This window comes from Butyrivibrio sp. YAB3001 (assembly GCF_900112195.1).
GTDB lineage: Bacteria > Bacillota > Clostridia > Lachnospirales > Lachnospiraceae > Butyrivibrio.
Genome location: NZ_FOKR01000004.1, coordinates 323,125 through 333,502 on the forward strand (window position 1 = coordinate 323,125; position 10,378 = coordinate 333,502).

Annotated in this window: 16 protein-coding genes; all 16 read right to left on the reverse strand. The window is 40.5% G+C overall.

Features of this window, described 5'->3' with window-relative positions; translation table 11 throughout:
• Window positions 1–16: 16 nt before the first annotated feature.
• Entirely contained in the window at window positions 17–556 is a 540-nt protein-coding gene (locus tag BM086_RS06845; protein WP_092325131.1) for a GNAT family N-acetyltransferase, read from the reverse strand.
• A complete protein-coding gene (locus tag BM086_RS06850) occupies window positions 537–1,271 on the reverse strand; it encodes an AAA family ATPase (protein ID WP_092325191.1) in 735 nt (244 codons plus the stop codon). Before BM086_RS06850 ends, BM086_RS06845 begins: the two co-directional genes overlap by 20 nt.
• A gap of 361 nt (window positions 1,272–1,632) precedes the next feature.
• Window positions 1,633–2,076, reverse strand: coding sequence for a flavodoxin domain-containing protein (locus BM086_RS06855; protein WP_092325133.1), 444 nt, complete (start codon window positions 2,074–2,076; stop codon window positions 1,633–1,635).
• Between the two features lie 133 nt (window positions 2,077–2,209).
• Complete coding sequence (locus BM086_RS06860; RefSeq protein WP_175560142.1) at window positions 2,210–2,995, reverse strand: ADP-ribosylglycohydrolase family protein; 786 nt, start codon at window positions 2,993–2,995, stop codon at window positions 2,210–2,212.
• Between the two features lie 151 nt (window positions 2,996–3,146).
• Complete coding sequence (locus BM086_RS06865; RefSeq protein WP_092325137.1) at window positions 3,147–3,830, reverse strand: vWA domain-containing protein; 684 nt, start codon at window positions 3,828–3,830, stop codon at window positions 3,147–3,149.
• Window positions 3,831–4,010: 180 nt separating this feature from the next.
• Window positions 4,011–5,108 (reverse strand): macro domain-containing protein, encoded by a 1,098-nt coding sequence (locus BM086_RS06870; protein ID WP_092325139.1) that lies wholly within the window; start codon window positions 5,106–5,108, stop codon window positions 4,011–4,013.
• A gap of 59 nt (window positions 5,109–5,167) precedes the next feature.
• Window positions 5,168–6,136 carry a DNA/RNA non-specific endonuclease gene (locus BM086_RS06875; protein WP_175560143.1) on the reverse strand — a complete coding sequence of 323 codons (969 nt, stop codon included), beginning with the start codon at window positions 6,134–6,136 and terminating at the stop codon, window positions 5,168–5,170.
• An 18-nt stretch (window positions 6,137–6,154) separates the two neighbouring features.
• Window positions 6,155–6,439 carry a hypothetical protein gene (locus BM086_RS06880; protein WP_242952138.1) on the reverse strand — a complete coding sequence of 95 codons (285 nt, stop codon included), beginning with the start codon at window positions 6,437–6,439 and terminating at the stop codon, window positions 6,155–6,157.
• Between the two features lie 27 nt (window positions 6,440–6,466).
• Window positions 6,467–6,880 (reverse strand): hypothetical protein, encoded by a 414-nt coding sequence (locus tag BM086_RS06885; protein WP_092325141.1) that lies wholly within the window; start codon window positions 6,878–6,880, stop codon window positions 6,467–6,469.
• Window positions 6,881–7,075: 195 nt separating this feature from the next.
• Window positions 7,076–7,453: a DNA-directed RNA polymerase subunit alpha C-terminal domain-containing protein gene (locus BM086_RS06890; RefSeq protein WP_175560144.1), complete on the reverse strand. Its 378-nt coding sequence runs from the start codon at window positions 7,451–7,453 to the stop codon at window positions 7,076–7,078.
• Window positions 7,413–7,895 (reverse strand): Lrp/AsnC family transcriptional regulator, encoded by a 483-nt coding sequence (locus tag BM086_RS06895; protein WP_092325145.1) that lies wholly within the window; start codon window positions 7,893–7,895, stop codon window positions 7,413–7,415. Before BM086_RS06895 ends, BM086_RS06890 begins: the two co-directional genes overlap by 41 nt.
• A 267-nt stretch (window positions 7,896–8,162) precedes the next feature.
• Entirely contained in the window at window positions 8,163–8,384 is a 222-nt protein-coding gene (locus BM086_RS06900; RefSeq protein WP_092325147.1) for a helix-turn-helix transcriptional regulator, read from the reverse strand.
• Window positions 8,385–8,406: 22 nt separating this feature from the next.
• Complete coding sequence (locus BM086_RS06905; RefSeq protein ID WP_092325149.1) at window positions 8,407–8,835, reverse strand: hypothetical protein; 429 nt, start codon at window positions 8,833–8,835, stop codon at window positions 8,407–8,409.
• A gap of 180 nt (window positions 8,836–9,015) precedes the next feature.
• Entirely contained in the window at window positions 9,016–9,228 is a 213-nt protein-coding gene (locus BM086_RS06910; protein ID WP_092325151.1) for a hypothetical protein, read from the reverse strand.
• 314 nt (window positions 9,229–9,542) lie between these two features.
• Entirely contained in the window at window positions 9,543–9,818 is a 276-nt protein-coding gene (locus BM086_RS06915; RefSeq protein WP_026659545.1) for a helix-turn-helix domain-containing protein, read from the reverse strand.
• A 113-nt stretch (window positions 9,819–9,931) separates the two neighbouring features.
• A complete protein-coding gene (locus BM086_RS20835; RefSeq protein WP_175560145.1) occupies window positions 9,932–10,081 on the reverse strand; it encodes a hypothetical protein in 150 nt (49 codons plus the stop codon).
• Between the last annotated feature and the right edge of the window lie 297 nt (window positions 10,082–10,378).

Genomic DNA, 10,378 nt, shown 5'->3' on the forward strand with positions numbered 1-10,378 from the left:
AAGATCTTTCTCTATGTTATTCATTCATAAAATCAAGTTTTGGAGCCTCGCCTTCACGCTCAGGCTGCTCATCAAACCTATGATTCTCAAAATAATACTCATCACCTTTTTCGTTTCGCTCCATCTTCACATGAGGAATTCCGTCCTCCATAAACACATCAGATACTACCTCAAAGCCTTCTTTGGCATAATAACCTATGGCATATTCCTGAGCTTCAAGATAGATCTTCTTAGCCTTAAGTTGCTCCCTTGCAACTTCTACACCCTTATGAAGGAGCTGACCACCAATTCCTTTACCATGCTCAAGTGTAACCACCCTACCAATCTGTGCAATACCGGCGCTTACATCATGGTCCTTCCAAAACACTCGAAGGCATCCTGCAACTCTGCCTGCTTCATTCCAACAAAAGACATGTATCGCATCCTGATCCTTATCATCCAGATCCTGATAAAGGCACTCCTGTTCTGTAACAAAAATCTCAAATCTCGTTTTTAATATCTCATAAAGCTCACTGGTGCTGAGCTCGCTAAAATGCTTAACTATCAACTCCGTCATCACTTAATAACCTCTTTAAAAGCTGCTCCTTATTCTCTATGAACATCTTCGTAATCTGGTAACTATCCGTGTCCTCATAATCAATCGGATGAATCTGCCCATCATCAAAGCTTAGTATCTCCGCCCCAGGAATTCCTAACAGTATAGGAGAGTGAGTTACCATAATGAACTGAGAATCCTCTTTTGCACAGTTTACAATCTCAAGTAAAAGAGTCAGCTGTCTCTGCGGCGACAATGCTGCCTCCGGCTCGTCCAAAAGATATAATCCATTACCTTGAAAATTGGACTGTACAAGTTGCAAGAAGCTTTCCCCATGTGATCTTTCATGAAAATGTTCATGCCTGCCTCTCGGATCCTCTTTTGCGTACATTTCCTCAGCTGTAGCCACATTATAAAAGCTCTCTGCTCTAAGGAAATATCCCCATTTTGGCTTTCTGATTCCTCTGGAAAGCTTTATGGCATCGCACAATTCAGAGTGTGAATCATACGTTGAAAAGCTGTAATTCTTGGTTCCACCTTCTGGATTAAAACCATAGTTCACAGCTATTGCTTCCAACATAGTAGACTTTCCACTACCATTTTCTCCAACAAATATCGTGATCTTCTTGTTAAAAGAAAGATAGTCAAGCCCATTAAGTGCCTCAATCTCGCGAAGGTAACTGCCTCCATCTACCTTGTTCCAATCAATGCTTACACCATGAATCGGTAAGCTCATTTTCTCGTCTAAAAAATCCACGTGCACCTCAAAAAAATTTTCACAATTTCATCACAACACTTTAAGCTTCGTTTAAAGTTCGTGTCTTAATATAAAACCATCAAGAAGAACAAAGCTTCTTGATCCCCACACACAACACTTTTTCATTCATAACACACATCCCTTCGGTCCCCACACACCGAAGGGTCCTCCCTACAATAGCGCCGCTGGTCTTTTCTCATCTAAAAAAGGTCAGCGGCTTCATATATTCGCTGACGCAAATATATGAATTCGGGGCGATAATTAAATTTGCTGCGCAAATGATCGCCCCTCACCCTTGAATCATATTCTCACGAACTGTGCAGCAAGTGCACAGTTCTGATTACAAATTCTTGTAAAACTCAATTGCCCCCTGAAGCTCCTCCTCTGTAGGATGTCCCTTTTGAAGTCCTCCTACAAGCTTAAATGGGCCAAAGGTGTCGAATCCGCCACACTGAAATCTTCCAATCTCATTACAGTGCTTATCTTTAGTTGCTGCCACGATAGAATTAAAGTTGTGGTTTATCGGATTCCCTGCAGTTGCGATAAAAAATACATCCTTACCGGTAGGCAGATTAACCTTGGCAAAGTTATGAAGCTGCTCTGCGAACTTGCCAAAATAAATACCACTGGCGAATCCTATCCTGTCATATCCCGTAAGATCTACTTCATGCCTATCAAGAACATCAATAAGAGTCACATCCTTATCGTATCCTGCTATGGCATCCAGTATCTTCTTAGTATTCCCATGATGCTGGCTATAATAAACAATAGCTGTCTTTCCCATAAACAAAACTCCTCCGAAACAGATACATCCATTATAACCCCAACGGCCCTATTCATCCCACTATAAATGAGCAAACATAAAAGTACCCATATCGGCAATTTTTTCATTTTTTGCCAATATGGGTAAACACCAATTACATATTCAAAATTTCCCAAAGCTCCGGAGTCAGATATTTCTTCAGAAGTCCCTCCGCATCCACGCCTCCGAATCCGCCGTAGAACTCTTCCGCCACTCCACCGGCAATTGCTCCAAAGGTATCAGAATCACATTCCAGGGAAAAAACATTTCGGATGAAGCTCTCGTAATCAATGCTCTCGTAGAAACATCTCATGGCTGCAGGTACAGATCCCTGACAACTCTCGTTCCACTTATAGCGAGGTCTAATCTCATCAAGGCTGTAAGCAATACTGTATTCATAGTCAGCCTTTGGATACTGCTCAAGAACGTAGTCATAGATTTCCTGCTTGCTCTTTCCATGCTTTGCCATCCAGATACATGTTGCTGTCACAACTGCTCCCTTGATTCCCTCAGGATGGTTGTGCGACACCACAGCTGTAGCTTCAGCCATCTTCTGCATCTCGTCGTAATCTTCATAGAACTCTCCAACAAAAGATGATCTCATTGCACTTCCATTGCCCCAGCTATTGTAAGGCTCATGGTTATTTCCATTTATCCAGTTAAAGAATCTTCCGCCATATCCTGCAAATGGATATTCACGGCCAACTTCTACCATTGTCTCAACAAGATCTGCTCCAGTCTTAAATGCCTTCTTTATAGCCAGTGTCATTACTGTATCATCTGTAAAACCGATTGCATCTCCCTCAGCCAAAGGTACATTCTTCCAATCAAGATTCTTTGGTCTGTCAAACTCAAACTGAGCTCCTAATATATCTCCTAAAACTGCTCCCTTTACTGCCATAAACATCACTCCTATATATCCCTGATCAGCGCTATCGAAAAAGTTTACCACTTCCGCTACTGAATTTGTTTACCACCAGCGCTGACGAATTTCTTTACCACTAATTATTCTTGTAACATCCGGACAACAATCCCGAATTATCCGGACAAAATTATCTCCTGGCTCTTCTGCCTCTATTTTGGAAATCAGCATTGATCTCATCGTCCCATCCACTTCCTGTGAGACACTTATCCACCTCAGCTGAGCAATCTGCCATCATTACTGAACATACTGCCTTGCTAACTCCTGCGTATACATTAGCCGTACCAATCGTATCACTCACATAGTTAACAGCCCTGTCCTTGCGGATTCCGTACTTCTGAGCCTCAGCATAAGCATCAATATTTGCTCCAATAAAAATAAACTCCCAGCCATATTTCTTTTGCTGCTTCTTGACCATCTTTTCGATCTTCTCACGAGAATATCTGCTGCTGGCATTCTCCATCCCGTCGGTAGTGATTACAAAGATAGTCTTCTCAGGCCTGTCTTCTTCCCTTGCATATTTGTGAACGTTGCCGATGTGATGAATTGCTCCGCCAACCGCATCCAGAAGAGCTGTGCATCCTCTGACGTAATACTGCTTATCATTCATCTTCTCAATCTTTTCAATGGGCACTCTGTCATGGATGACCTCGCACTCATCATCGAAAAGAACTGTAGAAACCACCGCCTTCTCGCCTGTCTTTTTCTGCTTTTCCATCATGGCGTTGAAACCTCCGATGGTGTCCGCCTCAAGACCTCCCATTGAACCTGAACTATCTAAAATATAAACAATCTCTGTATATCCTTTACTCATCTCTTTTGCCTCCGTCATTACATACGTAGCTCACCTACACTTCGTTTCGGATACAGTCTCACTAAGCTTGCATGCAAAGCTAAGTTCGACTAGTACCTGCAGTGAGCTGTTTCCTTTGTTCTGATGTAATAATACCTTTTGGGCAAAAGAAATAGGTCAACCCGAAGGCGACCTATCCAATCAGCCATTTGACAGCGGATCCAATCCGTAATCAAACAGCACTATATCTATCTTCATAACGTTATAGTCTTCATGCCTGATGAAATACTCAACTATCACATCCGTCTGCGATACCGGAGACAGCGCATATCCAGCAAGTCTAAGGAAATCCACTGCCTCATCCATGTTCAGCTTAAGCCCCACTGCAAGCGCTAAGACCTTTTCTTTTGATGGCTTAACCCGGCCCTTGATCAGCTTGGAAAAATACTGCTTGGAAATATTCGCTGCAGCATAAACCTCTGAATTCTTGAGGCCTTTCTTGTTGATAAGCTGCTGAAGGTGCTTTTCAAAAGAATCCGTGTATATGCTCTTTAAGGCATCGTCAAGAGAATCTGCTTTCTTGGAAGCAAAAAGTCCCCGCTTCTTAGATGGTGCCGCTCCGGCAGCACTAAGAGAAGACATCATTGGAGCACCATAAATCTCATTCTCCTTAGGTGCGCTTCCAATATCTTCTGATTCGAATTCTTTGTAGTTTTCACGTCTTCTATCACGAGGGCGCTCTAATATGTATTCTTCATCAAGAGTCTCAGTAACATAATCATCATCAATGTAGCTGCGTACTTCCTCGCCCAGCTCGCCTGAAATCTTAACAGACTTCTGTCCGAAAACTACCAGGAAGATTTCCATCTCATGGTCAGTGAGGAACCTGGTAAAAGAATCTACGGCAATTTCAATTCCAAGCTTCTGAGGAAACCCATAGGTCCCAGTTGCAAGCAGCGGAAAAGCAATAGACTTACACTTATGCTCATAAGCCAGCTCCAGAGATTTGTCATAGCAAGCTCTCAAAAGATCTGCTTCACCATGATCTCCACCATCCCACCAAGGACCGCTGGCATGAATTATATATTTTGCAGCAAGGTTAAAAGCAGGCGTAATACCTACTTCTCCTGGCTCCAGGCGTCCAATCTTCTCACGAGCAGCAAGGAGTTTCTCTCCTCCTGCAGCTTTGTATATGGCAGAATCAACGCCAGCTCCGATCGCAACCTCAGGGTTCGCTGTGTTAACTATGGCATCTGCTTTTACTTTTGTAATATCATTTCTGATAATTTGAAATGGCATGATCGTTCAACCTCAGTATTTATCACAAATTTCCTGGCATCAGGAAAATCGTGCTATCATCAAGGATTACATCTTTTGCAAGGATCATACCCCTGCTGAATCAGCTCATCCCTTGTGCCTTCATAATACATTTTATTCTTTTCTTTCATATCTTTCACGCTATCGCAGGTCGGATTATGAAACTTCTTGGAATTCTTATTAACAACGTAGGTTGTTCCTGAAGAAGCAGCATCATTACTCTTCGCAGGAGCAGATCTGTCTACAGTTGTTCCGCCAGTGCCACCTGTAACTACAAATTCATCTGCACTTACACTCTTCTTATAGTTCGGATCTGCCTTGTTGCTGCCATTGGTATAATTGATGATTACTCCCGGCTGTACGTTGTAGCAGTATACGTTAAAAGAAATCCCTTTCCCCTTATCCTCTACGGAATATGCTTCAATCTGAACTCCGCTGCAGAGAAGGTTTTTGCCTTCGAACACAGGAGTAACTCTATACATTACATGGTTTCCAGTGCTTCGAACATAGTCAGCAACCCCATTCTCATAAGGCAGCATACCTTCAACATTCATGTAACGAGTGCCGGTAATAAGATTCTGCTCATTTGCATTCTCACCGGTCAGCTGGAATCCGATCATGTGGCATCTGTTATACAGATACGGAGGATCTGAATCTACCAGGCCAGGGTACTTGTTCTGTTTCCATCCGGTAGGTTTTACCATGCTGATTGACTGACGTTCTTCTGTAGGCATCAAGTCTTTTCCAAGACATGCCATAGCAGGAGTGCAACGTCCCTGTTTATCCAGCTCGCCATAATATTCATAAGACTTCGTTGTAATCTCTTCAGTCGTAAAGCCAGGCACATTCTCGTTCAGCTCAACCGAAGCGCTTCCGCTATATGCCGGGATCTCCTCCTCTGCATGTGTCTTAACGCTCCAGAACAAAAAAGAAGACATACCCAAAGAAAGTGCCAGCAGCAGAGCAAATATTCTATTTGCAAAACCAACCTTTCCTAAGTATGTCCTCATATTTGTTTCCTCTTTCACTTAAAACTCATCGTCAAAATCATCAGGATCCAAGCCTGCGTCTTCAAGGGCTGATCTACGTTCGTCCTCATCCATAAATTCCAGTTCGTCACGATCAAGGCCAGCCAATTCTATCTCATCTAACTCATCTTCTTCATCTGCAAAGCTGCTGCCCTGAGAAGATATTCCATTGTTATCTTCAAAAAATGTATCGTTTATGAATGCCCACTCAGCTCCACTGATCTTGCCATCTCTATTAAGATCAAATGCTGAATGTCCAAATAATCTATCCATAGGTCCTTCCATAGTTCAGATCCTCCTTCCATGAAGCCATCAATAGTTATCATTCCAGTAATCTTCAGCTGCATCATAAGCTTCGTCTTCATCATCATAGTCATCTTCGTAATCATAGAACTCTTCGTACTTATCATCTGCAAAGTCCTGTGCTGACTTGTAATTATGTACATCATATGAATCATAAGACTTCTTGGATGACTTAGAACTGCTCTTCTTGGATGAGCTCTTGCTGCTTGATGATTTTATCTTTGAAGAGCTCTTACTGCTTGAACTCTTGCTCTTTGATTTTGAGCTTGTAGTTTTCTTCTTTGAGCTACTCTTGCTCTTACTTGATGAATAACTGCTAGTCGTTCTATTCTTGCCAGCTGCCTCTACAGATACTGATGTCATACCAACAGCTGTTACCATCATCATTACTGCTACTAAAACACTTAATAATGTTCTCTTCATAATCCACAACCTCCATTTCGTATGAAAAGAGTTTTATCCTGTTATAAGCTTACCTCCAAGCCATTTCGTAATACATATTCGCTTTGGTAAAAAAGCTATTGGTATTTTGCTAAAACAGTGATAAACGATTTTGTTCTTTCCCTATTCTGCCAGATTTGGAGTCCAATAATCCTCCCCGATTAAACCCGCATGTTTTCAGGTGTTCTTGCTGGCATTCAATAGAATTACCTCTTTTACATATCCCTCTCTCTTCTCCTGTGGAAGTGCATTGTACTGATATAAAAAGAGCTTTTCCATTATTTCTCTGCAGCTCTTGGCACCGCAGTTCCTGATCTTTGCAATCTCTGTACCTTCTGCTATTGCCTCTGCCAGCTCTCCAATAGTGGAATATCCTGCTCTTTTAAGTGAGTTATAAGCTCTGACTCCAAGGTCCAGTGCTTCTATAGGTGTATCACCAGCCTTGTTATTCAGATAAAAATTGAAATAAAACTTACCGCCTTTTTTCTCATAAAGCCTTGTTCCAGCAAGCGCCTCAACTATCTGTGTTAGTGTTCGACTCTGATTTTGGTCCATATTCATTGATTCCTCCATAAACGTCCTTGATGACCTCCTGGACCTGGCGGACATGCATTTCTGTTATGTCATCTCCGCCTTCCTTATTGATCATCTTGACCAAATACTTGAGATTCTGGGGAGAATCAGATACAGCAACCATATGAATATGATTTTCCTTATGAGTAGTGAAAATCTGACGCACATATGCTGTTCTTGTAGCGATATACCTAAGCACTCTCTCGAATCCTTCAGGCGTTGTCATAATATCAATCAGCATTGTAATCTCGTCATCTCTTTTTATGTAGGTGTTATAGCCTCGGATGATTCCTGCCTTCTCGAGTTTATCAACCCTTTTCTTGGCTGCAACTCTGGACATTTCCAGCGCATCGCCAATTTCCTGATAGCTCATCCTTGCATTTCCCTTGATCAAATCCAATAGCTTCTTATCTGTTCCATCCATAATCTCTGCTCCTAAAAAATCAGTGTCGACTCTGATTAAGGTGATTATATTCAGACGGTAATCCGAATGCAATAGAAAAGGTTACGAATCGAAACTTTGCAGTTTCGTTCCGTAACCTCAACAATTCTAAAACTCGCATCTGACGCGTATTTCTTCTGCTTTTTCAATTCTGTATTACCATTTTTTGCGTCTTTGCGCATTTTCTGGTAATAGAATTTCTTATAATGAATACTTGTAAAACACAATAATTGTTACTTGATCGTTTTTTCATTCTTCGTCTACGGCTTCCTCTTCATCGATAAATGTAAAAATGTCTTCTATCGTTTTTCCAAAATACTTTGCAATATCCATTGCCAGTTTTAAAGATGGATTATACTTGCCGTTTTCCAGGTTAACGATAGTTTCCCTTCTTACACCAACTATTTCAGCTAGTTCCGCCTGATTAATCTTTTTTTCTTTTCTCAGCTCATGAATCCTTGTTTTTAACATTTTTCTTATAACTCCAGTAAGATTATCCTTCGCATTTTTCAAAATGATTAAACAGTATTCCTTGTAGCCAAAACAATATCCCTACGAAAAATTGAATCGCTGTCACCATTGAAATATTCATAGAATTAAACTGTATTCCTAATAGCGCCAAAAAAGCTCCTATAAATCCCCCAAATATTGTAACCATAGATATTGTTACTTCACTTGATTTAGCTATATGCATTTGAAACATTTCATCTAATGCATCCTTCTTTTGAAACTTTATGTACACACTAATTGCCAATATTAACACGCTCATTAACAAAAAAGAGATTCTTAGAACCAAATTATCCATTTCATATGCTACAGATGAACAGATAAATCCAGCTCCCATTATAATATTTCCATAGCCATATGCCATTTTTAAAGATATTGATTTCTTTTTTGATACCAATTGCATATTATCGTCCATAAATACCTCCTCGTTGCAAAATGTGATATATTTATAACTTATGTTTTAAATATATCACAGCGGAGTGAATTGCGCAATATTAAAAGTGATATATTTCACACTTAAATTAGAAATACATCACTTTTTCACATGAGTTATATTTTAAAACAATAAGTCTCAATCCTTCATATAAGCTAGCAATTATTTAGTATCCTTGATGCCAAGACTCTCTTCTAAAAACTCAGCATAGTCATCCCAATAATGCGGATCTTCATAACGTGCAGTATATGGAACTCCTACTCTTTCACGGATCAGTTTGGCTAGACCATTATCCTCCCACCTTTTAGGGAAAGAATAATAATAGTCTCTGGTATGCTCATCTGTCTCCCACATATCTTTAATGGCAGAATCCATTATTTTCTTGACAATCAACAACTCTAAACCAATCGAGGCCGTAAACATCGTGACTCAGCCGCTTTTTGCGCGCAATAGCTCTGTTTCTCATATCTCTTCTGTACGCTCTGCTACTAGACATATTCAATTTCACCACCTTTGATAAGTATTTACCTCCCCTGCAAGGAGTATCAAAGGCAAGTAACCCCCTCACAGGTTAGGCATGTGGTGAAATACCAATAATTCTCTCATATGTTCCCTCTCTGATCATTTTTATATTTCAAGATCACAATCTATATATCGAATAATATGCTTCAATAACTATGCAATGAAAATCATGCACATAAAGGAAGAAGAGGACTTTCGTCCTCTCCAGCTGTCATGTTATGAACAAGAATGTCATCGATGTGACATCCAAACAATATACTAAGTCTTACAAGATTATCTGCATTAGGTAAACACTGTCCGCGCTGCCATTTATAAATTGCCTGCTCCGATTCAAGCCCCAGCGCATTTGCCAAATCAAATACCTTGTAGTGGTTCTGTTTACGAAGCTGCTTGATCTTATCACCAGTAGCCTGCATATCCACAAATACTTCAAAAATGTCCATGGTTGCCTCCTCTATTATCAAAAAGAATCTACGACACCATCCCGTTCCAATATAATACCATAAACATTTCCAATAAAAAATATACCTGCGGTTTAGTTTTAGGCTAAACCTCCCTAATCCCACAAATCCCAAAACCACTTTGAAAACAGTTCAAGTGCCTTGCTCTTGCACTCATCTCTATAATCACTTAGAGCCCTTAATTCATTAAAGTAGCATTCTGATATTTCTTTGTATTCCGGAACTGTAGTCCCGCATTTTAGCATTCTATCCGACCGCAAATAAGCGGTGAATTAATTTCTGAATATCTGTTTTTTATCTATATCAAAGTGCTGTGTATTACAGCACTCTTTTTTCGTATACTTAAGATAGTAGTTTCCTATAAAACAAAGAGGAAGAGCCACATCCTGCAAGACACGCTCTTCCTCCTATGCATGTAATCAATACTGATATACATCACACAATGCTATGATACGGAAGAACCTGATAAATAGCAACCTCATTGTAATAAAAAAATCCGGAGAGGTACTCTTTCAGGAGTACATGTCTTCTTTTTGTCCTGA